Annotated in this window: 24 protein-coding genes; 14 read left to right on the forward strand and 10 right to left on the reverse strand. The window is 35.7% G+C overall.

What is annotated here, in order from left to right:
* The first annotated feature begins 124 nt into the window (after positions 1 to 124).
* The 3 genes from CLV55_RS03325 (at position 125) to CLV55_RS03335 (ending at position 5,177) form a co-directional block, all read left to right on the forward strand.
* Entirely contained in the window at positions 125 to 1,213 is a 1,089-nt protein-coding gene (locus tag CLV55_RS03325) for an agmatinase family protein (RefSeq protein WP_112112327.1), read from the forward strand.
* A gap of 116 nt (positions 1,214 to 1,329) precedes the next feature.
* Positions 1,330 to 3,747, forward strand: a complete 2,418-nt coding sequence (locus tag CLV55_RS03330) for a penicillin acylase family protein (RefSeq protein ID WP_112112328.1) — start codon at positions 1,330 to 1,332, stop codon at positions 3,745 to 3,747.
* Positions 3,748 to 3,815: 68 nt separating this feature from the next.
* On the forward strand, positions 3,816 to 5,177 hold the full coding sequence (locus CLV55_RS03335; RefSeq protein ID WP_112112329.1) for an FAD-dependent oxidoreductase: 1,362 nt from the start codon (positions 3,816 to 3,818) through the stop codon (positions 5,175 to 5,177).
* On the opposite strand, the gene CLV55_RS03340 is transcribed toward CLV55_RS03335, so the two are convergent.
* Both CLV55_RS03340 and CLV55_RS03345 read right to left on the reverse strand, forming a co-directional pair.
* Entirely contained in the window at positions 5,174 to 5,536 is a 363-nt protein-coding gene (locus tag CLV55_RS03340; protein ID WP_112112330.1) for a cupin domain-containing protein, read from the reverse strand. The two genes, CLV55_RS03335 and CLV55_RS03340, sit on opposite strands and share 4 nt — an antisense overlap.
* Before the next feature lie 13 nt (positions 5,537 to 5,549).
* Positions 5,550 to 5,918 (reverse strand): DMT family protein, encoded by a 369-nt coding sequence (locus tag CLV55_RS03345; protein WP_112112331.1) that lies wholly within the window; start codon positions 5,916 to 5,918, stop codon positions 5,550 to 5,552.
* A 373-nt stretch (positions 5,919 to 6,291) separates the two neighbouring features.
* Between CLV55_RS03345 and CLV55_RS03350 the strand changes: the two genes are divergently transcribed.
* The 6 genes from CLV55_RS03350 (at position 6,292) to CLV55_RS03380 (ending at position 12,009) form a co-directional block, all read left to right on the forward strand.
* Complete coding sequence (locus CLV55_RS03350) at positions 6,292 to 7,110, forward strand: MotA/TolQ/ExbB proton channel family protein (RefSeq protein ID WP_112112332.1); 819 nt, start codon at positions 6,292 to 6,294, stop codon at positions 7,108 to 7,110.
* A gap of 36 nt (positions 7,111 to 7,146) precedes the next feature.
* Positions 7,147 to 7,770 (forward strand): ExbD/TolR family protein, encoded by a 624-nt coding sequence (locus tag CLV55_RS03355; RefSeq protein ID WP_112112333.1) that lies wholly within the window; start codon positions 7,147 to 7,149, stop codon positions 7,768 to 7,770.
* Between the two features lie 18 nt (positions 7,771 to 7,788).
* Positions 7,789 to 8,358: an ExbD/TolR family protein gene (locus CLV55_RS03360; RefSeq protein WP_112112334.1), complete on the forward strand. Its 570-nt coding sequence runs from the start codon at positions 7,789 to 7,791 to the stop codon at positions 8,356 to 8,358.
* 16 nt (positions 8,359 to 8,374) lie between these two features.
* Entirely contained in the window at positions 8,375 to 9,181 is an 807-nt protein-coding gene (locus tag CLV55_RS03365) for an energy transducer TonB (protein ID WP_112112335.1), read from the forward strand.
* Positions 9,182 to 9,414: 233 nt separating this feature from the next.
* Entirely contained in the window at positions 9,415 to 10,335 is a 921-nt protein-coding gene (locus tag CLV55_RS03375; RefSeq protein ID WP_112112337.1) for a PstS family phosphate ABC transporter substrate-binding protein, read from the forward strand.
* A 12-nt stretch (positions 10,336 to 10,347) separates the two neighbouring features.
* Positions 10,348 to 12,009, forward strand: coding sequence for a tetratricopeptide repeat protein (locus CLV55_RS03380; protein WP_112112338.1), 1,662 nt, complete (start codon positions 10,348 to 10,350; stop codon positions 12,007 to 12,009).
* An 84-nt stretch (positions 12,010 to 12,093) separates the two neighbouring features.
* On the opposite strand, the gene CLV55_RS03385 is transcribed toward CLV55_RS03380, so the two are convergent.
* From CLV55_RS03385 to CLV55_RS03405, 5 genes are all read right to left on the reverse strand, one after another.
* Positions 12,094 to 12,903 (reverse strand): TPM domain-containing protein, encoded by an 810-nt coding sequence (locus CLV55_RS03385; RefSeq protein ID WP_112112339.1) that lies wholly within the window; start codon positions 12,901 to 12,903, stop codon positions 12,094 to 12,096.
* A 2-nt stretch (positions 12,904 to 12,905) separates the two neighbouring features.
* A complete protein-coding gene (locus tag CLV55_RS03390) occupies positions 12,906 to 13,343 on the reverse strand; it encodes a TPM domain-containing protein (RefSeq protein WP_112112340.1) in 438 nt (145 codons plus the stop codon).
* Positions 13,343 to 13,945: a LemA family protein gene (locus tag CLV55_RS03395; protein WP_112112341.1), complete on the reverse strand. Its 603-nt coding sequence runs from the start codon at positions 13,943 to 13,945 to the stop codon at positions 13,343 to 13,345. Before CLV55_RS03395 ends, CLV55_RS03390 begins: the two co-directional genes overlap by 1 nt.
* 61 nt (positions 13,946 to 14,006) lie before the next feature.
* A complete protein-coding gene (locus CLV55_RS03400; RefSeq protein WP_112112342.1) occupies positions 14,007 to 14,339 on the reverse strand; it encodes a MerR family transcriptional regulator in 333 nt (110 codons plus the stop codon).
* Positions 14,340 to 14,388: 49 nt separating this feature from the next.
* Entirely contained in the window at positions 14,389 to 15,366 is a 978-nt protein-coding gene (locus tag CLV55_RS03405; protein WP_112112343.1) for a M23 family metallopeptidase, read from the reverse strand.
* A gap of 123 nt (positions 15,367 to 15,489) precedes the next feature.
* Here CLV55_RS03405 and alaS point away from each other — a divergent pair, with 123 nt between their 5' ends.
* The gene (alaS, locus tag CLV55_RS03410) at positions 15,490 to 18,126 is read left to right on the forward strand and encodes an alanine--tRNA ligase (RefSeq protein WP_112112344.1); all 2,637 of its coding nucleotides are present in this window, start codon (positions 15,490 to 15,492) and stop codon (positions 18,124 to 18,126) included.
* Positions 18,127 to 18,194: 68 nt separating this feature from the next.
* On the opposite strand, the gene CLV55_RS03415 is transcribed toward alaS, so the two are convergent.
* Together CLV55_RS03415 and CLV55_RS12810 are read right to left on the reverse strand one after the other, a co-directional pair.
* The gene (locus CLV55_RS03415; RefSeq protein ID WP_112112345.1) at positions 18,195 to 19,940 is read right to left on the reverse strand and encodes an ABC transporter ATP-binding protein; all 1,746 of its coding nucleotides are present in this window, start codon (positions 19,938 to 19,940) and stop codon (positions 18,195 to 18,197) included.
* 313 nt (positions 19,941 to 20,253) lie between these two features.
* On the reverse strand, positions 20,254 to 20,421 hold the full coding sequence (locus tag CLV55_RS12810) for a hypothetical protein (protein ID WP_158527013.1): 168 nt from the start codon (positions 20,419 to 20,421) through the stop codon (positions 20,254 to 20,256).
* A gap of 120 nt (positions 20,422 to 20,541) precedes the next feature.
* Between CLV55_RS12810 and CLV55_RS03420 the strand changes: the two genes are divergently transcribed.
* The gene (locus CLV55_RS03420; RefSeq protein WP_112112346.1) at positions 20,542 to 21,492 is read left to right on the forward strand and encodes a GSCFA domain-containing protein; all 951 of its coding nucleotides are present in this window, start codon (positions 20,542 to 20,544) and stop codon (positions 21,490 to 21,492) included.
* Positions 21,493 to 21,498: 6 nt separating this feature from the next.
* Here CLV55_RS03420 and CLV55_RS03425 read toward each other — a convergent pair whose 3' ends face one another.
* Positions 21,499 to 21,807 (reverse strand): rhodanese-like domain-containing protein, encoded by a 309-nt coding sequence (locus CLV55_RS03425; RefSeq protein WP_112112347.1) that lies wholly within the window; start codon positions 21,805 to 21,807, stop codon positions 21,499 to 21,501.
* 135 nt (positions 21,808 to 21,942) lie between these two features.
* On the opposite strand from CLV55_RS03425, the gene CLV55_RS03430 reads away from it, so the two are divergent.
* The 3 genes from CLV55_RS03430 (at position 21,943) to paaA (ending at position 24,811) form a co-directional block, all read left to right on the forward strand.
* Positions 21,943 to 22,512: a TetR/AcrR family transcriptional regulator gene (locus CLV55_RS03430; RefSeq protein ID WP_112112348.1), complete on the forward strand. Its 570-nt coding sequence runs from the start codon at positions 21,943 to 21,945 to the stop codon at positions 22,510 to 22,512.
* A 177-nt stretch (positions 22,513 to 22,689) separates the two neighbouring features.
* Positions 22,690 to 23,763, forward strand: a complete 1,074-nt coding sequence (gene paaE / locus CLV55_RS03435) for a 1,2-phenylacetyl-CoA epoxidase subunit PaaE (RefSeq protein ID WP_112112349.1) — start codon at positions 22,690 to 22,692, stop codon at positions 23,761 to 23,763.
* A 91-nt stretch (positions 23,764 to 23,854) separates the two neighbouring features.
* Complete coding sequence (gene paaA, locus CLV55_RS03440; protein WP_112112350.1) at positions 23,855 to 24,811, forward strand: 1,2-phenylacetyl-CoA epoxidase subunit PaaA; 957 nt, start codon at positions 23,855 to 23,857, stop codon at positions 24,809 to 24,811.
* Positions 24,812 to 24,815 lie beyond the last annotated feature (4 nt).

A 24,815-nucleotide genomic window follows, 5' to 3' on the forward strand; every position in this document is an offset into this window, starting at 1 on the left:
TAATACCATTTTTAAAGCCACAGTGACCTTAAAAACATTGTGGCTTTTTTATTTCAACTGTTTCAAAACATCTTTTGCAAAAACCTTACATCCTTAGTACTTTTGTAACTTATTATTTATAAAAATGACAAAAGAACAAATTATACAAAATTTTGATCCAAGCCAACCTGGACTTGCCGATGCGACTGTGTTTGGATTGCCTTTTTCGGCTGCACAATCTGACATTATTATTATTCCTGTACCTTGGGAAGTAACTGTGAGTTATGGTGCGGGGGCTTCGGAAGGTCCAGATGCCATCCTCGATGCTTCTTTTCAAGTGGATTTAAATCATCAAGATTTTCCAGAATTATGGAAACTCGGAATGTATTTAGCCGAAGTTCCTGAAGGTTGGAAAACCAATTCGGATACATATAAAGCCCTTGCGCAACCTATTATACAAGCTTTAGAAGAGGGAAAAAATATTGATGAAATTCCGAATTTAAAGGCTGAGTTAGAAAAAATAAATAAAGTGTGCCGTGAGGTACATACCGAGGTGAAGGAATTGGTTTTGCATTGGATGAATCAAGGTAAAAAAGTCGTACTTCTGGGAGGAGATCATTCCACACCATTAGGATATTACGAAGCTTTGGCTACCCAACATAGCGATTTTGGGATTTTGCACTTAGATGCACACATGGATTTGCGTATTGCCTATGAAGGATTTACCTATTCGCATGCTTCTATTATGTATAATGCATTACAAATCCCTCAGATTTCTAAAATTGTTCAAGTCGGAATCCGTGATTTTTGCGAACAAGAGGTTGCTGTAGTTCAAGCACAAAACGGAAGAGTGTTAGTACACACCGATGCTGATCTGAAAAAAGAGACTTTTGAAGGAAAAACTTGGCAACAACAATGTGACGCTATCTTGGCGTCTCTACCTCAAAAAGTATGCATTTCCTTCGATATTGATGGCATGTATCCTTGGTATTGTCCGAATACAGGAACTCCTGTGCCAGGCGGATTTTCGTTTGAACAAGCTACCTATTTGTTTAATAAATTAGCCGAAAGTGATAAAGAAATCATTGGCTTTGATTTGGTGGAAGTTGCTCCAGGAGACAATGACGATTGGGATGGAAATGTAGGCGCAAGAATGTTGTTTCATATGTGTGGTGTTTTGGCTAAAAACAATGGCATGAATACGGGTAATTACATTCAATTTCCTAGAAAATAAAAAAAGCTTAACGATAGTAAACCATTGAGAAGTTTAGAAAAGTTAGGCGAAATCTTAACGAAACTGAATCTCTCAATGGTTTTATTCGTTATATTTGGTACTCAATCCGTTTGCAAATGAAAAAACTTAAAAAAATAGTAGTAGTAATAGGAATAGTACTTCTTGTACTTTTTACATCACTTTTTGTATACCTTCAATCGACTAAACCACAATACGAAGGGGAAGTGACTATAAAACACATCGATAAAAAGACTACAGTTTATTTTGATGAGTATGGCATTCCTCATATTTATGCTACTAATCAAAAAGATGCGATGACAGTTTTAGGTTATGTTCATGCCCAAGATCGGTTGTGGCAGATGGAACTTTTACGACGTATTGCTCCAGGAAGGTTGTCAGAATTGTTTGGAAGTAAAGCGTTGGCAAACGATACGTTTTTTGCAGGTATAGGAATAGACGAAGATTCTGAAAAAAAAGTAGCGGAATTAGACAAGAAATCGGAAACCTATAAACTAGCAATGGCTTATGTAGATGGAATTAATCAATATATTGAAAACGGAAAAACTCCTATCGAATTTCAATTAGTTGGCGTTAAAAAAGAAAAATTTACCCTTAAAGATGTGTATAATATATTTGGGTTCATGTCATTTAGTTTTGCCATGGCTCAAAAAACCGATCCGTTGCTTACGGATATTCGTGATCAACTAGGAATGCCCTATCTAAAAGATTTTGGAATCGATGGCTCATTGGGTACGGTTCAGTTGAAAAATTATAAAGAGGGTCAAGGTAAAACCAAAAAGAATGAAGCTCAATTAAATAACTATACAAAGATTGCTACTGCTGTTGCACGGTTATTAGACCAATCTCCGGTACCTCCCTTTATTGGAAGTAATAGCTGGGTAATAGGGTCACCAAAAACCAAAAATGGAAAAGTGATTTTTGCCAATGATCCTCATATTGCTTTTTCACAACCGTGTACATGGTATGAAGCTCATATTCACACGCCCGATTATGAAATGTATGGATATTATTTGGCTGGCGCTCCATTTCCGCTTTTGGGACATAATCGAGAATATGCTTACGGATTGACCATGTTTGAAAATGATGACATTGATTTTTTTCAAGAGGAGCAAAATCCCAATAACGTAAATCAATACAAAACTAGTGACGGATATAAAAATTACATCGTTAGACAAAAAATCATAAAAGTTAAAGACAGTACTTCGGTTACTTTACATGTAAAGCAAACCATTCATGGACCTGTGATGAATGGACTTTTAACGACACTGAATTCCAAAAAGCCCGTTTCCATGACTTGGGTTTATACGCAGCAAAAAAATCAGATTTTGGAGGCGGTACATAGATTGTCACATTCTAAAAATGTCAATGATTTTTATAATGGTGTTTCTCTAATTGCAGCCCCCGGATTGAATGTGATGTATGGCGATGCACACAATAATATCGCTTGGATTGCCTCTGGAAAACTCTATAAATTGGATAAATCGGTTAACGGCAATTTCATCATGAATGGCGCTAATGGCATCGATGATAAAAGAGAATTTCTTGATTTTTCAAAAAATCCATCGGCTATAAATCCGCCATGGAATTATGTATATTCGTCCAACAACCAACCCGAGCCCATAGACGGTTATTTGTATCCAGGATACTATTTGCCCAAAGATAGAGCCCAACGCATAGAACGTTTTTTAGTTTCAAAAAACAATTGGACCGCACAAGATGTGGAGAAAATGATTTTGGATAACACATCTACTAATGCTGCAAAAATAGCTAAAGTGGTAGTTTCTAGTTTAAACAAAACAGGCTTTTCAAGATTAGAAAAAGAAGCCCTATATTTAATGTTGAATTGGAACGGAGAAAACGATTTGAATACCATTCAATCAACGATTTATAATAAATTCATGTACCGATATTTGGAAAATACCTTCCTTGACGAACTCGGAGATGAAAAGTTTTCGGCCTTGTTGTCCACACACATCATAAAACAAATTATTGAACCTCAGATTACGAACGACAATTCGATTTGGTGGGATAATTGTATTACTAAAAACAAAAAAGAAACGCGTAAAGAAATTTTGACAAAGTCTTTTAGAGAAACGGTTTCCGAACTCGAAAAACAATTGGGAAGTGATGTCACAATGTGGCAATGGGAAAAAGTTCATACGGTAGAACATCAGCATCCAATAGGTAAAATTAAAGCATTAAGAAGTTTTTTTAATGTTGGACCCTATGCTGTTGCAGGATCTAATGAAGTGATCAATAATTTACAATTTGGTTTTGCGTCCGACGGAATTTATAAGGTTAAAGCCGGACCTTCAACGCGACGGATTATTGATTTTTCAAACGTTGAAAACAGTATGAGCATTTTGCCAACAGGGCAATCGGGAAATCCAATGAGCAAGCATTACAACGATCAAGCCACGATGTATGCACAAGGGAAATTTAGAAAAATGAAGCTCAATAAAAAAGAGATTGTGACGACGTCAACAAAATTGCTATTTGAGCCAGCAAACTAAAATGATATGAGGTCTTGGTATTGAAACAAAATAAATTAAATTTGCACAACTTCTTTTTATAAAATTACATGCAAACCCCAAAAAAAATAGCGGTAGTAGGCTCTGGATTAGTCGGAAGCTTATTGGCAATTTACCTCAAACGGTTAGGTCATACTGTTCATGTGTACGACAGAAGTCCAGATATGAGAACGGTTGAATTTTCTGGACGTTCTATCAATTTGGTTATGTCAAATAGAGGATGGAAAGCCATGCAAGATGTGGGTTTGGAGGAAGAAATTCGAAAAATAGGAATTCCAGTTGATAAAAGAGGAATTCACTTACAAGACGGAAGTTTTGTAACCCAATTTTATGGAAAAGAAGGCGAAGCCATTTTTTCCTTATCACGCGGAGTTTTAAATCGGAAAATGATTGATTTGGCAGAAGAGGCTGGGGTCGATTTCTTTTTTAATCGTAAAATCTGGGATATCTCACTGGCTACTGCAACACTTTTTGAAGGAGAATCCGAACAAGGACAGTGGAGCGAACTAAAATATGACATTGTTTTTGGTGCGGATGGCGCTTTTTCTAGAATTCGCCACCGTATGCAACGTCAAGCGATGTTCGATTATTCTCAAGAATTTATGAGTCTAGGGTATAAAGAGTTGCATATTCCAGCTAACGAAGATGGCACCCACAAGATTGATAAAAATTCGCTGCACATTTGGCCAAGAGGCAATTTTATGTTGATGGGCTTGTCTAATTTGGATGGCTCTTTTACTTGCACATTGTTCATGCCGTTTGAAGGTGAAAATTCTTTTGAACAATTGAAAGATGAGAAAGCCTTAGTCGATTTTTTTGCAACCTATTTTCCAGATACTAAGGAAGTCATTCCCGATTTGGTAAACGATTTTTTCAAAAATCCGACCAGTTATTTGGCGATAATGAAATGTTACCCGTGGACGTATGAAGATAAAGTAGCGCTCATTGGTGACTCGGCGCATGCTATTGTGCCATTTTACGGACACGGAATGAATGCCGGTTTTGAAGACATCACCATTTTGAACGAATTGATTTCGAATTATGGCGACGATTGGAAAACAATCTTTTCAGAATACCAAAAGTCGCGAAAACCCAATGCCGATGCCATTGCTGAACTTTCTAGAAGAAATTTTATCGAAATGAGTACGAAAACTGCCGATGAAAAATTCTTGTTGCAAAAGAAAATTGAAAAATGGTTTTCCGACAAACATCCCGACAAATGGATGCCCTTATACAGTCGAGTAACTTTTAGTTTACAACCCTATTCCGAAGCCTTAGCTATCGGTGATTTCCAAAATAAAATCATGGAAGAAGTCATGCAAATAGAAAACATTGCATCAAAATGGAATAGTGAAGAAGTTGAAAAAATAATTCTCCAAAAACTGACAACGAGCATCGGACTACTGGATTAATCTTCCCGATGCACTTTGTTGAAATCGAATGCTGGTCTGCAAATGGCAATATATTCGCATGGCTCGTCAAACGGATTGGAGTATTGCACACGAGTATGGGCTTCAATTTTGATGGATTGACCTGCTTCAAGCACCACAACATCACCTTCAATAATGAATTGCTTTTTTCCTGAAATGATGTAGGTATACTCTTCAAATTCAGGAGTTTGAAAAGGTTCGCTCCAACCAGCAGGGGCTATCATGTGAGCAATTGAAATGGCATCGTTTTGGGTGGCCACTTTACCATGATGTTCTTCAATTAATTTTCCATCAGTTGTAGGAACTACAAAAGGGGCTTTTTGAATTATGTATTTTTTCATCTCAAATTAATTTTTACTTCTTAAAAATAAAATAAACGGCCATTACCAAGAAACACATCCCAACCAAATGATTCCATCTTAAACTTTCGTTTTTAAAAAACAACAATGAAAAAATGACAAAAATGATTAAAGTAATGACTTCTTGAATCACTTTTAATTGCAGTAAGGTAAAAGGGCCACCATTACCTTGGTATCCTATTTTGTTGGCAGGCACTTGAAAACAATATTCAAACAGAGCCAATCCCCAACTGATAAGTACAATGGTAATCAGTCCTGCATTTTCAAACCATTTCAATTCTTTAAATTTTAAATGACCATACCAAGCTAATGTCATAAAAATGTTGGAAAGGAGGAGAAGGCCAATAGTTGTAAAACTTTTCATAAGAGGTGCTTTTACAAAATGCAATACTACTTAATTTTATGTTTATTTTTCTCTTTCGGGTAAAAATCAATTCACTTTTCCAACCTTTTTTAGAAATAGTTTCTCTATGTAGCATACTAAGACAGGTTTTGGAGACGTTATTAGTGTAGTTCGTAATTAAAAAGAATGCAATAAAACGACATAGTTTTGTGTTTTATTTATAAAAAATAAAGATATAACCGAATAAATAAAGCGAAAAGTTCTGTTTTTAAAGAATGTTATAAATAACAAAAAAAGTTTTTTTATTTAAACTAAAAAATTAAATTTGCTCCTAAACAAGTTTATTACAACTAAAACTTATAAATTATTAAAAACTATTTAAATTATTAAAAAAATGGCAAACGCAAAAAATGAAAATGGATCTAACGGAGGCGGTATGTTCTCTGGTATTGTAATTGTATCATGTATCTTTGTAGGATGGATTGTTTGGAATTTCATCATGGGTGCTGGTTCTAACTTTGAGGGTGGAGTAAATACAGGACATCCACTACCAGGAAACTATTTGGCAATGGTATATAAAGGAGGTCCAATTGTACCTGTTCTTATGGGATTGTTGTTGATGGTAATTGTATTCTCTGTAGAGCGTTTTATGGTAATTACTAAAGCGGCAGGTATAGAAAATCTTGATAAATTCATGAAAAAAGTACAAGGAAGTATTGCTTCTGGAAATATTGAAGATGCTATTGCTGCTTGTGACAAACAAAAAGGATCTGTGGCAAATGCGATTAGAGCAGCACTTGTAAAATATCAAGATGTGAAAAAAGAAGGGTTCTCTAGTGAAGAAGCCGCTGAGATGATTCACAAAGAAATCGAAGAGGCAACTTCGTTAGAAATGCCAATGTTAGAAAAACACATGACTATTCTTTCTACAACAGTATCATTAGGAACTCTTGCAGGATTATTAGGGACTGTAACCGGGATGATTAAGGCGTTTGGGGCGTTAGCTTCAGCTGGAACTCCAGACCAAGCGTTGTTGGCAAATGGTATTTCTGAGGCGTTGATTAATACAGCAACTGGAATTTCGACATCAGCATTATCAATTATTTTCTATAACTTATTTACATCTAAAATAGATACGTTAACCTATTCTATTGACGAAGCAGGTACTGCAATTGTTAATACATACAGAAAATTTAGAGGAGGTTTAAAATAATAGGAATACTATTATATAATAAGTAAAAGATAAATTATGGCTCAAATAAAAATGTCCAAAAAAGCGGCGTCCATTGACATGACGGCAATGTGTGATGTGGCTTTCCTTTTGCTTACTTTCTTTATTTTGACGGCAACGGCAAAAGTGCCAGAGCCTGTAAATGTTGACACACCAAGTTCTACTGTTAAAACAAAATTACCCGATATCGGATTGGTTACCATTACCGTTGGGAAAGGAAAAGACAATGTGTTTTTTGATATTAAAGGAAGAGATATTCGTAGAAAAACTCTTGAATTGATGTCAGATAAATATAAAGTAAGTTTTACAGACCAAGAGAAAGATCAGTTCGCTCTTATGGAAAGTTTCGGAGTGCCTATCGAAAGTTTAAGCAGTATTATAAAAATGAAGAGTGCAGAAAGAAACAAAGTGGGTTTACAACCAGGTGTTCCTTTCGATTCTATCAATAACCAATTGAAAGATTGGATTTATACTGCACGTCAAGCAAATATAGAGTTAGGAAATCAAAAAGATCTCGACTTCGCGATTAAAGGCGATGCAAAATTGGAATATCCAAAAATTAAAAAAATTATGGATATTTTACAAGACCAAGACATCAATACGTTCGATTTGGTAACAGGTCTAAGAGGGAAAGACTATTAATATAATAAAATATAAAAAATGGCTGAATTAAATACCGGTGATAGTGGCGGTGGCAAAGGCGGTAAAGTAAGAAGTAAAAAACAAAACTCTAAGGTAGATTTAACTGCCATGGTGGATTTGGCATTCCTTCTCATTACATTCTTCATGTTGACCACGTCATTATCAAAACCACAGTCGATGAATCTTGGATTGCCTGATAAGAATGATAAAAAAGATGATCCAAAAGAGGAAATAAAAGTAGATCAAAAGAGAACTATGACGATTGTTTTGGGTGGTGATAACAAAATCAAATGGTTTCATGGGTTGTTAGCAACACCAGAACCAGGAGGAGCACCAACTGAAGCAACCTATGGCAAAGAGGGTATCCGCAAAGAGATATTGAAACGTGTGACATCTGTGGCAGCATATTGTGCCGCTAAGTCAGGAAGCAAACCAGGCGATGGGTTGATTGTGATTATTAAGCCTACTAAAAAAGCTACCTATAGAAATTTAGTAGACATCTTAGACGAAATGGCTATTTGCAACGTACCAACATATGCCATAGTTAATGATATTACACCCGAGGAGCTAAAATTAGTAACTCCTTAATTTAAAAAGTAAAAACATGAAATTAGACCTATTAAACAAACAATGGTTAGACATCGTTTTTGAAGGACGCAACAAAAGTTATGGAGCTTATGATTTACGTCAAAGCAACCAAAAAACTTCAGGAGTGGCTCTTCTAATTGGTGCAGTGGTTTTTGCTTTAGCGGTATCAACACCAAAAATTATTGAGTTTATTGGAAATTCAACAACTAATGATGATGCCACGTTAAATACAAAAATTACGACGGTAAAAATGCCTCCTAAGGAAAAACCGAAAGAGAATTTAACACCGCCACCGCCACCACCTCCAAAAGTAGATCAAATTAAATTTGTGAAGCCTGTTGTGGCTAAAACGGAAGAAGTGGTTGAAGAAATTGTTCAAGTAAAGCAAATTGAAGATAAAAAATTAGGAGCTGAAACCATTAAAGGAGATCCAGATGCTGAATTAACATTAGGGCCTTCAGGAGATGGTCCTAAGAATCAAGAAATTACAGAAGATAATACCGTTTATAATTCTGCTGGAGTTCAAGTAGAACCTAGTTTTCCAGGAGGAATTGATAAGTTTAGACAGTTTATCGCAAATAACTTTGATAAAGACATCATAGAAGATGAAAATTTTCCAGGAGGTAAGATTTTTGCAACGTTCACAGTTGAAAAAGACGGGTCTTTATCGGATATCAAAGTAAAAGATATTGGATATGGCACTGGAAAAGAAACTGAACGAGTATTACGAAAAGCTCCACGTTGGACTCCAGCAGAGCAAAATGGTAAAAAAGTACGTTGTACTTATGTTATTCCAATTGCTTTCCCAAAAGCTTCTGAATAAAGAATGATACATCAATTCATTGATAGTTACAAGAAGAAATCGCTTAAAGAGCGATTTCTTCTATTTATAGGAATTTTGTTTTTTTTGATTTATTTAACACTTGGAACATTAATTATCTTCTGGAAGAGTTTACCATTAAGAATGGAATATAAATATCGAATTGCATTCGGAATTTTATTGATAGTATATTCTTTTTTACGATTTTTGCGTTTCTTTAATTCAACGAAAGACGAATGATTAAAAATAGTTCAGTTTGGGTTCTCTTTATGACAGTTGTGATTTTTGTTTTTTATGCGTGTAAAAAGCAAGAGGAATCAACAAATGAACGTGACACCATAGTAGAAGGCAAAATGGCACTCTTGGTTGATGAAGCCTTGGTACCAATTGTAGAAGATCAAGTACAAGTATTCGAAAACACGTATAAAGCTTCTATTGCGATGTTGCCACTATCAGAAAAAGAATGTGTATCATCGTTAGCAAAGGGTAAAGTCAAAGTGGCGGTGTTGTCACGGAAATTATCTCCAGTGGAAGAATCTTATTTTAAAACTAAAAATATAGTTCCAAGAACTACGGCTTTTGCTACGGATGCTATTGCATTTATTTCTAAAAAGTCAACGCATGATACTCTAATCGCATTGCAAGATGTGGTTGCCTTTATTCAAGGGAAAAATAAGAAATTCAAAGGATTAGTTTTTGACAATCCAAACTCGAGTGCAGCAAGAATGTTGTGTGAAAAAGCAAAAGTGGAGGAACTTCCTGTTTCTGGAACTTATTCTTTTAAGACTAATGATGAAGTCATAAAATATGTCGCTGAGAATGAAAATATGATTGGAGTGGTCGGACTCAATTGGATTGCACAGCCCAAGCCTTCTATGCAAGCTTTTGTAAATCAAGTTTCGGTGATGAGTGTTAGAGGTGATTCGCAAGAGTATGTATACCCAAGTCAAGATAATCTAGCCATGCAAAAATATCCTTTGGCACGTGATTTGTACCTGATCAATTGTCAGGGATATGAAGGTTTAGGAATCGGATTAGCCTCGTTTATGGCCGGTGAAAAAGGACAACGTATTGTATTAAAATCGGGATTGTCTCCAATAAGAATTCCAAGTAGAAAAATAAATATAAGAAAACAAATAGAAAACGAAAGTAAATAAAATTCTAAGAAAATGAATACATTAAAATTTTTCAGTATTGCTTTTTTAAGTGCAACAGCTTTTGTACAAGCTCAAGATTTAGATCAAGTAAAAAAAGCGGTTGATGCTGAGCAATATGAAAAAGCAAAAACCATGCTCAAAACTCTTCTTCAAACGAAACCTGATAATGGAAGAGCGGCTTTTTTGTTAGGGAATATTTATCTTAAACAAAATAGCGAAGATTCTGCGAAAGTAGTGTTCCAAAAAGGGTTGTCTGCACCAGATGGTGGGAGGTTGAATAATATTGGATTAGGACAACTAGATCTAGAAAGTGATAATACTGCTGCAGCACAAGCTAAGTTTGATTTGGTTATGAAAGATATGAAGAAGAAAGATACAGAAGAGTATATCTGTATTGCTCAAGCTTATATGAATGTACCAAAACCAGATTATAAAAAGGCTATTGCATTGCTAGAAAAAGCAAAACTTATTAATCCAAATGATGCGATGATTAAATTGGTTTTGGGTGATGCATATTATGGTGATAAAAGCCAAAATGAAGCTTATGCTTCCTATCGAGATGCTTATACAACTGATAATACACTTATTCGCGCAAAAATGCAATTGGGTGTATTGTTAAAAGGTGCGAAAGCCTATACAGAAGCAATTGCAGCCTATAATGAAGTGATTGCTTTGAATGCAAATTATGGCCCTGTGTATCGAGAATTGGCGGAAACGTACTATTTGTGGGCGTATAATAAGCCTTCAACCTTTAAAGAAAATATTGCAAAGGCATTGGATTATTATAATAAATACATGAGTTTGACCGATTATTCCTTAGCTTCTCGTATGCGCCATGCCGACTTTTTAATTCTGGCAAAAGATTATAAAGCGCTTGAAGCAGAAGCGAATGAAATGAAAAAATTAGATAAAGTAAATCCTCGTATTTTAAGATATTTAGGTTATGCGGCTTATGAAAATGGAAATACAGATGCTGCGATCACAGCATTGACAGATTACATTCAAAAAGGGTCTAAAATTATTTCAGGAGATTATTACTATTTAGGCTTGTCAAAGATTAAAAAAGCGGTTGCGGCAGATGGAAAAACGGTTGATGCCACCATACTTGCTAACGGAATTTCAGACATCAAAAAATCGCTGGAGTTAGATCCTACAATTGCAAATTTATTGAACGAAGTTGCTAAAAACTACTATGGCACAAAATTGTATAATGTTGCTGCAGCTCTTTTTGAAGTAGCTATTACCAATTCTAATTCAAAAAATTATGTTGAAGATAATATGTACTTTGGCTTGTGTGTTTATACTGTAAATAGAGGAAAAGATGCCAAAACTATTGATAAAGTAGCGTTACAAAATGCAGATAAAGCTATGGATACTGTGATTCAATTGACACCAACCTATCCAGATGCCTTTTTGTACAAAGCACGTATTAATAATTCATTGGAAAACGATGAAATTATGGCAAAATCATACCAACAATTCTTAGATGTATTGAATACGAAAACGCCTGAAGAGATTGCAAAAGCAAAAACAAAAATGACAGAAGCTTACAATAACATGGCGGCACATTATGCCAATTCCGATAAGGCAAAAGCTAAAGAATTATTAAACAAAACATTGGCTTTAGACCCTACGAATACATATGCTTTAGACTCGTTAAAAATATTAAAGTAAAAGGAGACTATAACCCAAACAAAAAACTCGTTTAGACATTCTAAACGAGTTTTTTTTATAAAATAAAGTTGACTCAATTCGTCTTTACCAGCCGCCACTAGCACCACCACCGCCAAAACTTCCGCCACCGCCGAAGCCACCAAAACCCCCTCCTCCAGAAGAACCTCCAAAACCGCCACCAAAACCGCCACCACTGCTTCTTCCCATATTGCTAAGGATTATCATGTCTAATAAACTCGGGCCTCCTATGCCATTTCCACCACGTCCGTTGCCTCTGTTTCTTGAAATAAGAATAATGATAATAATAAAAATTATGATGAATACACCAATTGGGATACTGTCATCTTTATTTCTTTTTGGATTACCTTTATATTCACCTTTCAATACTTTAAAGATAGCCGTAACTCCATTGTCGATTCCTTCAAAATACCGACCTTCTCTAAATTCAGGTTTAATCTCTTGTTCTATTATTCGTCTTGATAAGGCATCGGTTAATAAATGTTCAACGCCATAACCCGTTTGAATAGACATTTTACGGTCGTCTTTTGCAATAAGAAAAACAATACCATTGTCTTTTCCCTTTTGTCCAATTTTCCATTTTTGTCCTAAATCTGTAGCATATCTTGAAATGTCTTCACCTTGAGTTGTAGGTACAATCATTACAAAAATTTCGGTAGAAGTACTATCAGAATAATTCTTGAGTTTTTCAAATAATTGCTGCTTTTGAATTTCAGATAACGTTTGTGTACTATCTATTATTGGTGGAATAAACGATGGCTTCTCAGGTATTGTGAGTTGTGAATACCCAAAATTACTCATGCAGATAAACAAAAAAGTAATATAAAAGCGAAAAACCCAATTGCCATTATAAATTTTATTTATTGGTTCTTTCATGTCTATCCTTTTGATATTTCGTTAGAAAGTTCATTCACATCATCATTCTGATATGGAAAATGATGCTTAAGTTGTTGTCCGGCACTTAGAATGCCTTCTACTAAAGCTTGTTTATTATTGCCGTTTTTAAAATGATTTAGCATAATATCTTTAGTAGTGTTCCAAAAATCATCGCCTACTTTATTGTTAATGCCTTGGTCTCCATAGATAGCAAATTGTTTACTTTTTACGGCGACATAAATAAGCACACCATTTCGATCTTTGGTGTTTTCCATTTTAAGCATAGAAAAAACTTCCATTGCTCTATCTATAGTGGCAATAGAAGTTTCTTTTTCTACGTGTACGCGAATTTCACCCGAAGTATTTTCTTCAGCCATACGAATGGCTTCAACTACTTCAGCTTCTTCTTTTTTTGACAAAAAGTCTTCTACTTTTGACATTATTTTGTTTCTGTTTTATCAAAATAGTCATTAACGTCTGGAGCTTTTTCAGCACCAACATCAGCTTTAAAACGATTCATTTCGTTAAATCCAAAAAGTTTTGCAAAAATTACACTAGGAAATTTTTTGGTTTTTTGATCATAAATGTTCACAGCATCATTGAATCGATCTCTTTCCACATTAATTCTGTTTTCTGTTCCTTCAATTTGAGATTGAAGTTCTTTAAAGCCTTCTGTTGCTTTTAATTCTGGGTATTGCTCCACAGTTAATAAAAGTCTAGATAAAGAACCTTTTAAACCTTCTTGTGCTTGTTGAAATTGTGCCATTTGTTCTGGTGTAGCATTGGCAGGGTCAATAGTTATCGAAGTAGCTTTAGCACGAGCTTCGATTACAGCCGTTAAAGTTCCTTTTTCATAATTAGCAGCTTTTTGAACCACTTTTACTAAATTACCAATAAGGTCATTTCTTCTTTGATACGCACTTTCTACTTTTGACCAAGCTGTTTTAGCATCTGCTTGAACGCCTACAAGACCATTGTAGGAAGAAATTGACATCAATACAAGTATTACAACTATTCCAACAGGGATTAACCATTTTCTCATGTTTTCTTATTTTTTAAGTTTTGTTTTTATTTTTATTTTATTGTTTGAGCAAAAATCATTCCTAAAGATTATTTTTAATGGTTGTCAGTTCGGATTTGATACCTTCCAACTTTGCAATGATATCAAATTTATCTAAAGTTTTTTTCTGACCTTCTTTCAAATGGGTTTTAGCCCCTTCTAATGTAAAGCCACGTTCTTTAACTAAATGATAAATTAGTTGTAGATTTTTGACATCTTCTTGGGTAAACATTCGGTTTCCCTTGGCGTTTTTTTTAGGCTTTAGAATATCAAATTCTTTATCCCAAAATCGAATCAAGGAAGCATTGACGCCAAAAGCATCGGCGACTTCACCAATACTAAAATATAATTTGTCTTTAGATAATTGTATGTGCATTTTTATATTTTTTTAGTTGTTCCAAATCAAATTCATCAATCGTACATCTTTAATCCAAGGATTGATTTTCCTGATACGCAATTTTTGATATGACAACATATTCTGCTGCCGAAATATTTCCGTAATAAAAATTAATAGGGTTTACTACTTTTCCGTCCTTATGTACTTCATAGTGTAAATGAGGTGCTTCACTACGTCCTGTACTACCCACAAAACCAATCACATCGCCTCGTTTCACATGTTGTCCTGGACGTACTTTGTATTTGCTGAGATGACCATACAATGTTAAATATCCATATCCATGTCGGATTTCAATATGATTTCCATAACCTGACAACGAATTGTCTGCATTTTTTACAATCCCATCGCCCGTGGCATAAATTGGAGTACCCGTTTTGGCAGTAAAATCCATCCCTTCATGCATTTTTCGTGCTTTGGTAAAAGGGTCTGAACGATAGCCAAACCCTGAAGCCATGTGTTTTAAATCCTCGTTTTTGACTGGTTGAATGGCTGGAATCGCACTCAATAATTTATTTTTCTGTTTAGCTAATTTTAATATTTCATCCAACGATTTCGATTGAACTGCAAGCGCTTTTGTAATGCCGTCAACTTTTTCAGAAGTATTGATAACCAATTCTGAATTGTCAAATCCTTCCAATTCTTTATAGCGCGCTCGATCTATTATGCCTCTTCTTTTCTCTGTTGGAATAGGTGCCGAATTAAAATAAACACGATACAAATTATTATCTCGATCTTCCAAATTTGAAGCTACCTCGTCTAAATCTTCAATTCTCTTGTTTAAAAGCGCATAGCGTAAGGTCAGATTGTCAATTTCACGCTGTTGCATTTTGTCTTTTGGAGTTTGAAAGTAAGGAGTATTCATTAAAACGACAAAACAAAGAAAGCCAAATAATGCCGAAGCTATCAAAAAAAGGAAGGCATAACCAAACTTTTTTAGCTTTTTTGGACTTATGATGCGATAGGCTAGACTTTCTGGATCGTAATAATACTTAACTTTCTTCGACATTTCTTAAATTATACTATTTTTGTACTCGTTTATAGTACAATACTAATTATACGAACAAATTTAATAAATGTTTCAATTAGCATTACAAGATTTAAAAAAAATATCAGCATAATACTTAAACCAATGAAATCACAAGACATTCGTAAAGCGTATCTCAACTTCTTTGAAAGCAACGGACACTTAATCGTTCCTTCAGCACCTATCGTTTTAAAAGACGACCCCACGCTGATGTTTAACAACTCGGGAATGGCGCAGTTCAAAGAATATTTTCTTGGAAATGGAACGCCTAAAAGCAAACGTATTGCAGATACGCAAAAATGCCTTCGTGTTTCAGGAAAGCACAACGATTTGGAAGATGTAGGGTTTGATACCTACCACCATACTATGTTTGAAATGTTAGGAAACTGGTCGTTTGGTGATTATTTCAAAAAGGAAGCTTTGGCTTGGGCATGGCAATTTTTGACCGAAGTGTTGAAGTTAGACAAAGACCGCTTATATGTTTCAGTATTTGAAGGAAATCCTGCCGAAAATGTACCGTTCGATCAAGAAGCGTTTGATATTTGGAAGCAATATGTTTCGGAAGACCGCATCATTCTTGGAAATAAAAAGGACAACTTTTGGGAAATGGGTGACCAAGGGCCATGCGGACCCTGTTCAGAAATTCATATTGATTTACGTTCCAATGAAGAACGTTCCAAAATATCAGGACGTGACCTAGTCAACGCCGATCATCCACAAGTAGTAGAGATTTGGAATAACGTATTTATGGAATTCAACCGAAAAGCAGATGGTTCGTTAGAAAAATTACCAGCGCAACACGTAGATACTGGAATGGGATTTGAACGTTTGTGTATGGCGATGCAAAATGTGACTTCTAATTATGATACAGATGTTTTTACGCCATTGATTGAAAAAGTTGAACAAATTACAGGATTAAAATATACTTCAAACGAAGTTAAGAACATATCTGAGGAACAAAATAAAACCAATATTGCGATTCGTGTTATTGTAGATCACGTGCGTGCCGTAGCGTTTGCTATTGCCGACGGTCAATTACCATCAAATACGGGAGCAGGGTATGTGATTCGTAGAATTTTACGTCGTGCGATTCGTTACGGATTTACATTTTTGAATACCAAAGAGCCTTTTATCAATAAATTAGTAGAAGTTTTAGCTAATCAAATGGGCGAATTTTTCCCAGAAATCAAAGCGCAACAGCAATTGGTTACGAATGTCATTCGAGAGGAAGAAGCGTCTTTCTTGAGAACCTTAGAGCAAGGATTACAATTGTTGGAAAAAGTGGTTTCAGAGACGAGTGGTAAAGAAGTGCCTGGGGAGAAAGTATTTGAATTGTATGACACGTTCGGATTTCCAAAAGATTTAACCGCATTGATCTTAAAAGAAAAAGGCTATACTTATGACGAGGAAGGTTTTGAAGTCGAATTGCAAAAGCAAAAAGCCCGTTCTCGAGCTGCTTCTGAAGTTTCAACGGATGATTGGAAGGTGTTAATCGCTGGAAATGTTGAAACCTTTGTAGGTTATGACCAAACGGAAAATGACGTAAAAATTACGCGTATTCGTAAGGTAGATTCCAAAAAAGATGGTGTTTTATATCAAATCGTACTTGATAGTACCCCATTTTATCCAGAAGGAGGAGGACAAGTAGGAGATAAAGGAACCTTGGTATCAGCCAATGAAACGATTGAAATCATTGATACGAAGAAAGAAAACAACCTAATTCTCCATTTTACTAAACAACTTCCTGAAAATCTAGAGGCCAATTTTGTGGCAAAAGTCAACACCGATTTAAGAACGTCAACTTCTAAAAATCACTCAGCTACGCACTTGATGCATCAAGCATTGCGCGCTATTTTGGGAACTCATGTGGAACAAAAAGGTTCGTTAGTAAATCCGAATTATCTGCGTTTTGACTTTTCGCATTTCAGTAAAGTAACCGACGAAGAAATCAAACAAGTAGAAGACTTTGTAAATACTCGAATTGAAGAGCAGTTGCCTTTAATTGAACGCAGAAGTATTCCAATTCAACAAGCGTTAGACGAAGGTGCTATGGCTTTGTTTGGAGAAAAATATGGTGATAATGTTCGCGCTATTAAATTTGGGCAAAGTATGGAACTTTGTGGTGGAATTCACGTGAAAAACACTGCAGAAATTTGGCATTTCAAAATTGTTTCTGAAGGAGCTGTAGCTACCGGTATTCGTCGTATTGAAGCTATTACGGGTGATGCAGTGAAAGCGTTCTATAAAAACCAAGAGCATACTTTAGCAGAAATCAAAGAAACGTTGAAAAACCCACAAGATGTATTAAAATCGGTCGCTACCTTACAAGAGGATAATGCAAAGTTGAAAAAACAAATTGAGCAATTAATAAAAGAAAAAGTAGACGGTTTAAAGAATACTTTAAGTAATGAGTTCCAAGAAATAAATGGAATCAACTTCCTAGCGAAACAAGTAGATTTATCTATGGGGGCTACTAAAGATTTAGCTCAAGCGATAGGAAATTTCAAAGCCAACTCGTTTGTGTTCTTAGCTTCTGTGGACGACAATGCACCTAATATTCATTGTTATATTTCCAAAGAATTGGTTGCGGAAAAAGGATTGAATGCAGGGAATGTGATTCGTGAATTAGGAAAATACATTGACGGAAATGGGGGAGGTCAACCCTTCTTCGCTTCTGGAAAAGGTAAAAATATACTAGGAATCAAAGAAGCATTAGAAAAAGCGGTTGATTTTGTGAAATAGAGTTTACTAAATATTTTGGAACACAGATTTGAGAAATTATATCAATTTTGAGAATCTGTGTTCCTTTTTTATTTTCGTTCCCCAATTTGTTGGCGCCACATCGCATAATACAAGCCTTTTTCTTGCAACAGGGCGTCATGTTTTCCTTGTTCAATAATTTTTCCTTGTTCTAGTACGAAAATTTTATCAGCATGCATTACAGTTGAAAGGCGATGCGCAATAAGTACTGTTATTCTGTTTTTATCAGAAATGTTTCGAATGGTTTCATTAATTTCTTCTTCTGTAATGGAATCCAAAGCCGAAGTAGCTTCGTCAAAAATTAATAAGTTGGGATTACGCAATATCGCACGGGCAATAGATAAACGTTGTTTTTCACCCCCCGAAACTTTAATTCCTCCTTCACCAATGGTTGCATTCAAACCGTCTTGAGCCCGTTTTAATAAATTGTCGCAACTGGCTCTTTTCAGGGCATCATATAACTCTTCATCGGTTGCAGTGGGTTTCACAAACAATAAATTCTCTCTAATGGTTCCCGAGAACAACTGCGCATCTTGGGTTACAAATCCGAGTTGTTTTCGCAAATAGAGTAAATCAATTGCTTTGGAGTCAATATTATTGTATTTGATGGTTCCCTGCGCAGTAGGATAGAGTCCCACTAATAATTTCACTAATGTTGTTTTTCCCGAGCCAGACGGTCCCACAAAAGCCACCGTTTCGCCTTGGTTGATGTCAAAATTGATGTTTTCTACGGCAAAATGATTGGCCGATTTATGTTTGAAACTCACATTTGAAAAATGTAATGACGAAATGACACCAATTGGAGTAGCTTCTTTTGGACGGAATTCGGTACGTGCTTGCAACAAGTCTTTAAAGTTTTCCATAGAGACTTTTGTTTCGTTTAGTGCGATGATAAACGAACCTAATTCTTGCAAAGGATTAAAAATGAAGAAGGTAAAGAAGACCATCGTTAGTAAATCCCCTACTAAAATTTTTCCACCAAATAAGAAATAGTAGAGGGTAAACACCACACACGTTCTTAAAAAGTGTACGGTAGTACCTTGAATAAAACTCAAACTTCTAATGAAGCGAATCTTTTCCAATTCCAATTGCAGGATTTTTAGCGTGTTTAGATTTAATCGTTTTTCTTCTTGATAGGTTAGTCCTAAGCTTTTTACAAGTTCAATATTACGCAAACTCTCGGTGGTAGCTCCAGCCAAAGCATTGGTTTGTAAAACAATTTTCCGCGATACGGCTTTGATTTTTTTACCTAAATACGAACTGACTAAGGCAATAATAGGGGCTGTGATGAGGTAGATGAACGAAATTCTATAATCGATTCTAGAAATATAAACGATGACAAAAATAAATCCAATAATGGTTTGAAAAATCAAAGAAATCGAAAGTGTAATGAGTTTTTCAGAATCGGTGCGCACTTTTTGAAGCTTGCTCAACGTTTCACCACTACGTTGGTCTTCAAAATCTTCAAAAGGCAAATCCAATGATTTTTTAATTCCATCCGTATACATGGCGGCTCCAGTGCGTTGAATGACGATGTTGGTAAAATAATCTTGAAAATTTTTCGTAATACGTGAAATCATCGCAGCTCCAAGAGAAAGCCCAAGCCAAAAAGAAACCGCTTTAATAAACCGCCATTCTTCACCTTTATATTTGGCAATGCCCACCCCACAATCTTGCATTAATTTACCCGTAATTACTGAGTCGGATAAACTAAAACAAATATTTATAGCAGCCATAACCAAGGCAAAAAACAACAAGGTTTTATGTTTTATAAGGTAGGTGTAGAGTAGTTTCATACAAGAATTCTGATTTTAAGAATGCAAAAATAGGGAAAAAGCAAGACGTAGGTAGTATTGTTTAGCGATTTAGATACCATTTAAAACAATACCCTATATAATGTATTACAATGTATCTTTATGAAACTTAAGGTATTTGAATCCAAAGGGCTAAACTCCGAAAAGAGTTTGTTTATAATACTACGTGTTGCATTCGAGCAAAGCGAAAAGACAAAATAAATATTTCCTGCCTATGCCTCACGACAGAAATTTTTAAGTGTTCCTCAAAAGTCGGGAGACGTTTACCTTTCATAGGAACTTTTTGCGGAGCTGTTTAATTACATCTTCTTGCAATTGAGAATATAATTAAAATCAAAATACTAAAAACTATCAGACGACCTTCACCAGCTAATGCAGTATTCCCAAATGCTTTAACTTCTTCGACACTAGCTCCTTTAAAATCTTCTATTGTTTGTTTATCAAGATTTATAGCCTGTTGCATAGATAAAATAGTCTTTGTTTAGGAAAACTGTAGTTTAAAAAAGTAATTGGAAAACAAAAATCAATATCTTTGTTTTGCCTAATTACGAGGTGCAATGCAATATTTTTATCAATCATAAGAATGCAATTCACTACAAAAATACCCATCACCCCATCGGAGCACGCCATAGAATATGCGTCAAGAATCATTTCGTTAGGGTCTTGTTTTGCCGAAAATATGGGGGCTCAATGGGATTATTTTAAGTTTCAACACCTCACCAATCCGTTTGGGATTATTTTTAATCCGGTGGCGATTGAAAAACTCATCTACCGTGCGGTACACAAAATAGAATTTACTGAAAAAGACATTTTTTTCCATAACGAACTTTGGCATTGTTTTGAAGTGCACTCGGCGCTTAGTCAAACCGATCCCAAATTGTTGTTGGAATCGCTCAATAAGAAATTGCATCATTTTAGAGTCGAATTGCTAGCAGCTTCGCACATGATTTGTACTTATGGTACGGCATGGGTCTACCGACAAAAAGCTTCTCATGAAATCGTAGCCAATTGTCATAAAGTGTCCCAAAACCAATTTGACAAAGAAATTCTATCTGTTGAAACGTTATTTCAATCCATGAGAAATACTATCGATTTAGTGCAGCAAATTAACCCAACATGTGCGTTCATTTTTACCATATCGCCAGTGCGTCACATTAAAGACGGATTTGTGGAAAACCAAAGAAGCAAGGCCCATTTGATTACTGCGCTACATGAAATAATGGATAATCAATCGGGTGCAGTCAACTACTTTCCCTCCTATGAAATCATGATGGACGAATTGCGTGATTACCGTTTTTATGACGAAGATCTACTGCATCCTAATAAAATTGCCCTGCGCTACATTTGGGAGCGTTTTTGTGAGAGTACCCTCGCACCGTCTACCTCTCCTATAATGCAAGAAGTAGCCCAAATTCAAAAAGGAATGGCTCACAGACCCTTCAATCCGAATACTGCAAGCCATCAACAATTTTTACAAACGTTGGCCAAAAAAAGCGCCCAACTCAAAAACCAATTTCCTTTTATGGAGTTTTAATATAGATTACAATTTATTTTCTAGACTGCTCCAACCGCCACCATTCATTGCTTCAATGCCTAGTTTTTTTAACATAGCTGTCGCTTGAGCACTACGCATGCCACTCGCACAACAGGCAATCACAGGTTTTTGGAGTTTCTTAATCTCATGTATTTGGCTCGAAAGAGTGTCTAAAGGAATGTTTTTTGATCCCTTAATATGACCGTTTCGGTATTCACCAACGGTACGAACATCAACAATCACTGCCCCTTTTTCTATAAATTCTTTGAGGGTATCCGATTTTCCTCCAAAGCCTAATAAATCTAATAATCCCATATTTCGTGTCTTAATAATTTTTCTAATTTCTTAAATCGCTATTCTAAAATTAAATGTAGAAGACAAAAGTATAACTATCCATCCTACAAACTTGTAACAAAAGTTACCCAAGCTAATTTTTTTATCTTTGGAACGATGAAATTAACCGACAGAAAAACCGAAATCGTAAACGTGGCGGCTACGCTTTTCAAAGAGAAAGGCTACAGTGCAGTCACAATGAGAGACATTGCCCAAGCCATGGATATCAAGGCGGCCAGTTTGTACAACCACATCAAATCTAAGCAAGAAATTTTAGTACTCATCGTTATTGAGATTGCTGAAGAATTTACCAATGTAATGAATGAAGTGGTTTGTTCTAAGGATTCCGCCATAAAAAAAATAGAACGAATCATTCAGTTGCATATTGATATCACACTACGAGATTCTAATGCTTTAGCTTGTTTGAATAACGATTGGATGCACCTAACCGATTCGGATTTAGAGTACTTTATCAAAATGCGTAACGATTACGAAGAGAACTTTAAAGCCATCATTCAAAAAGGAATCCAAGAAGGGGACATTAAAGATCTCAATATTGATGTTATTATTTTTTCAATTCTTTCCACGTTGCGTACTTTATACATTTGGTACAATAAAACCAATAAATTGAGTTCAAAAGCATTAACAGAAAACATGGTTAAAGTCTTATTAAATGGTATTGTTTAAGTAAGTTGTTTTCTGTATTTTTTTGATTCCTTCATTCGGTATTCCAAAAAAAGCATTTTAAATGGTAATATCTTAGGGAGTAAATTAAAAAATTACAACGTTTTCGTAATGTGTTGAAAAAATCACTATATTTGCATTGCAAACTAACAGTTGTTAGTTAAGTGTAAAAAGTAATTTATGGCAAAATTTCATAGTATAAAAGTAGCAGATGTATATAAGGACACCAAAGATTGTTCGGTCATTACCTTTGCTATACCAGAAGCGTTACAAACAGATTTTCAATACAAACAAGGACAACATGTTACGGTACGAACTATGTTAGACGGCAAAGAAGTTCGTCGTTCCTATTCGTTGTGTTCGAGTCCGTTGGAGCATAAATGGCAAGTGGCTGTAAAAAGAATTCCCGACGGGTTGTTTTCTACCTTTGCTAACGATACATTGAAATCTGGCGATGTGCTCGACATAATGCCTCCACACGGCGCCTTTTATACTGAAGTGGCACCGGCAAAAAGCAAAAACTATATTGCTTTTGCAGCAGGAAGTGGAGTGACGCCTATTTTGTCAATGATTAAAACGCATTTAGCAGCCGAGCCTCACAGTACGTTTAAGTTGTTTTATTTGAACAGCACTGTAAAATCAATTCTTTTTAAAGAAGAAATCGAACAGCTTAAAAATGTATATTTCAATCGTTTTGAAATTTTTCATTTCCTAACAAAAGAATACCGACCTTCCGAATTATTCAACGGAAGATTTACTCAAGAAAAAATACAAGTGCTTACAGAGAAACTTTTTGATGTGTCTGAAACCGATGAGTGTTTTATTTGTGGTCCTGAAGAAATGATCTATTTGTTGCGCGATACATTAGTAAATGCCGGGTTGTCTAAAGATAAAATTCATTATGAATTATTTACAACAGGATTGTCAGAAGAAGACAGACAACGCATCCATAAAATTGTTGAGAAAAAAGTAGAAGGCACTGAAGTGACCATCATTGATGGAGGGAAAGAATTTCATTTTGTGATGGGTGAAGATTTTGATAATCTTTTAGATGGTGCCATTGCGGCGGGAGCCGATTTACCCTATGCTTGCAAAGGTGGCGTGTGCAGTACCTGTCGTTGTAAAGTAGTTGATGGTTCGGTCGAAATGAAACTGAACTACTCGCTAGAAGAAGATGAATTAGCTAAAAACTATGTGTTGAGTTGCCAAGCGGTACCCACTTCCAAAAAAGTGGTGGTCGATTTTGGATTGTAAGAGAAACAATTTTGAACTTGTTTCAGAATTCCAAACACGATGATATAAAAGTGACGAATCACTAATTACTAACGACTAATTACTTTAAATTATGTCAGAACAAGAAGTCAAAAATTTAGAGCAAATGTTTCAAGCTCGCATCGATAACGATGAGAAAATCGAGCCCAAAGATTGGATGCCAGAAAAGTATCGCAAAACCCACATTCGTCAAATTTCCCAACACGCACATTCTGAAGTTGTTGGTATGTTGCCAGAAGGAAATTGGATTACGCGCGCACCTTCTTTACGCAGAAAAGTAGCCTTGTTGGCTAAAATTCAAGATGAAGGAGGTCACGGCTTGTATTTATACAGTGCCGCAGAAACTCTTGGAATTTCTCGAGATGAGTTGATTGCTCAATTGCATTCTGGAGAGGCTAAATATTCTAGTATTTTTAATTATCCAGCGGTAACTTGGGCAGATATGGGAACTATTGGATGGTTGGTTGACGGCGCTGCTATTATGAATCAAGTGGCTTTAATGGGAACTTCTTATGGACCCTATTCTCGAGCGATGGTGCGAATTTGTAAAGAAGAAAGTTTTCATCAGCGTCAAGGCTATGAAATTTTATTAACGCTTTGCAATGGAACTCCAGAGCAAAAAGCGATGGCACAGGACTCTATTAACCGTTGGTGGTGGCCTTCGTTAATGATGTTTGGCCCTCGTGATGCCGATTCGCCCAACACAGAGCAATCTGTGAAATGGAAATTGAAACGTAAAACCAATGACGAATTGCGTCAAGCTTTTGTAGACCAAACGGTTCCTCAAGCTAATATTTTAGGTTTGACCATTCCCGATCCAAAACTGAAATGGAACGAAGAACGAAAACATTATGATTTTGGTGAAATCGATTGGGAGGAGTTTTGGCAAGTAGTCAAAGGACATGGTCCTTGTAACAAACAACGTTTGTCAGACAGAATTAATGCTCACGAGAAAGGACAATGGGTGCGTGATGCAGCTATGGCTTATGCCGAAAAACAAGCAAATAAAGAAGAAAAACAAGCAATATAATTTT

It is taken from the genome of Flavobacterium aciduliphilum (genome assembly GCF_003268855.1).
Taxonomy (GTDB): domain Bacteria; phylum Bacteroidota; class Bacteroidia; order Flavobacteriales; family Flavobacteriaceae; genus Flavobacterium; species Flavobacterium aciduliphilum.

Coding starts and splice junctions, on each gene's coding strand:
- CLV55_RS03325 (WP_112112327.1), top strand. CDS start 125: ATGACAAAAGAACAAATTATACAAAATTTTGATCCAAGCCAACCTGGA.
- CLV55_RS03330 (WP_112112328.1), top strand. CDS start 1,330: ATGAAAAAACTTAAAAAAATAGTAGTAGTAATAGGAATAGTACTTCTT.
- CLV55_RS03335 (WP_112112329.1), top strand. CDS start 3,816: ATGCAAACCCCAAAAAAAATAGCGGTAGTAGGCTCTGGATTAGTCGGA.
- CLV55_RS03340 (WP_112112330.1), bottom strand. CDS start 5,536: ATGAAAAAATACATAATTCAAAAAGCCCCTTTTGTAGTTCCTACAACT.
- CLV55_RS03345 (WP_112112331.1), bottom strand. CDS start 5,918: ATGAAAAGTTTTACAACTATTGGCCTTCTCCTCCTTTCCAACATTTTT.
- CLV55_RS03350 (WP_112112332.1), top strand. CDS start 6,292: ATGGCAAACGCAAAAAATGAAAATGGATCTAACGGAGGCGGTATGTTC.
- CLV55_RS03355 (WP_112112333.1), top strand. CDS start 7,147: ATGGCTCAAATAAAAATGTCCAAAAAAGCGGCGTCCATTGACATGACG.
- CLV55_RS03360 (WP_112112334.1), top strand. CDS start 7,789: ATGGCTGAATTAAATACCGGTGATAGTGGCGGTGGCAAAGGCGGTAAA.
- CLV55_RS03365 (WP_112112335.1), top strand. CDS start 8,375: ATGAAATTAGACCTATTAAACAAACAATGGTTAGACATCGTTTTTGAA.
- CLV55_RS03375 (WP_112112337.1), top strand. CDS start 9,415: ATGATTAAAAATAGTTCAGTTTGGGTTCTCTTTATGACAGTTGTGATT.
- CLV55_RS03380 (WP_112112338.1), top strand. CDS start 10,348: ATGAATACATTAAAATTTTTCAGTATTGCTTTTTTAAGTGCAACAGCT.
- CLV55_RS03385 (WP_112112339.1), bottom strand. CDS start 12,903: ATGAAAGAACCAATAAATAAAATTTATAATGGCAATTGGGTTTTTCGC.
- CLV55_RS03390 (WP_112112340.1), bottom strand. CDS start 13,343: ATGTCAAAAGTAGAAGACTTTTTGTCAAAAAAAGAAGAAGCTGAAGTA.
- CLV55_RS03395 (WP_112112341.1), bottom strand. CDS start 13,945: ATGAGAAAATGGTTAATCCCTGTTGGAATAGTTGTAATACTTGTATTG.
- CLV55_RS03400 (WP_112112342.1), bottom strand. CDS start 14,339: ATGCACATACAATTATCTAAAGACAAATTATATTTTAGTATTGGTGAA.
- CLV55_RS03405 (WP_112112343.1), bottom strand. CDS start 15,366: ATGTCGAAGAAAGTTAAGTATTATTACGATCCAGAAAGTCTAGCCTAT.
- alaS (WP_112112344.1), top strand. CDS start 15,490: ATGAAATCACAAGACATTCGTAAAGCGTATCTCAACTTCTTTGAAAGC.
- CLV55_RS03415 (WP_112112345.1), bottom strand. CDS start 19,940: ATGAAACTACTCTACACCTACCTTATAAAACATAAAACCTTGTTGTTT.
- CLV55_RS12810 (WP_158527013.1), bottom strand. CDS start 20,421: ATGCAACAGGCTATAAATCTTGATAAACAAACAATAGAAGATTTTAAA.
- CLV55_RS03420 (WP_112112346.1), top strand. CDS start 20,542: ATGCAATTCACTACAAAAATACCCATCACCCCATCGGAGCACGCCATA.
- CLV55_RS03425 (WP_112112347.1), bottom strand. CDS start 21,807: ATGGGATTATTAGATTTATTAGGCTTTGGAGGAAAATCGGATACCCTC.
- CLV55_RS03430 (WP_112112348.1), top strand. CDS start 21,943: ATGAAATTAACCGACAGAAAAACCGAAATCGTAAACGTGGCGGCTACG.
- paaE (WP_112112349.1), top strand. CDS start 22,690: ATGGCAAAATTTCATAGTATAAAAGTAGCAGATGTATATAAGGACACC.
- paaA (WP_112112350.1), top strand. CDS start 23,855: ATGTCAGAACAAGAAGTCAAAAATTTAGAGCAAATGTTTCAAGCTCGC.